Genomic DNA, 270 nt, shown 5'->3' with positions numbered 1-270 from the left:
GTAAGTATCTTTATGATAAATAAAATGCGCCCAAATATAGAATATAAATATAGCTACAGGAACCATCACTCTAATCGCGCTTACAACCGTGAGTTCTTTATTTAACTTAACCATCTCGTATAGGTAACCATTAAATATAAAAGATAGGAAGTACATTATAAGTAAGACAAAAGTCAACAACACAGTCATTGCACAAATAAATTTTCTCAATCCAAACTCCAATAAATATAAATCTAAAAACTAGGTAATGTACATAGACATAATGACCCC

At 30.0% G+C, this 270-nt stretch carries 1 protein-coding gene; it reads right to left on the bottom strand.

The window, feature by feature from the left end; translation table 11 throughout:
* Positions 1-210: hypothetical protein (locus AB4496_RS29725; protein ID WP_372133735.1), on the bottom strand; the 210-nt coding region annotated here is incomplete at its 3' end.
* Between the last annotated feature and the right edge of the window lie 60 nt (positions 211-270).

Source organism: Vibrio sp. 10N.222.46.A1, assembly GCF_041473595.1.
In the GTDB taxonomy this organism is placed as follows: Bacteria; Pseudomonadota; Gammaproteobacteria; order Enterobacterales; family Vibrionaceae; genus Vibrio; species Vibrio tasmaniensis_A.
Note: the sequence above shows the minus strand (reverse complement) of the source record. Positions and strands in the feature narration are given on the sequence as shown.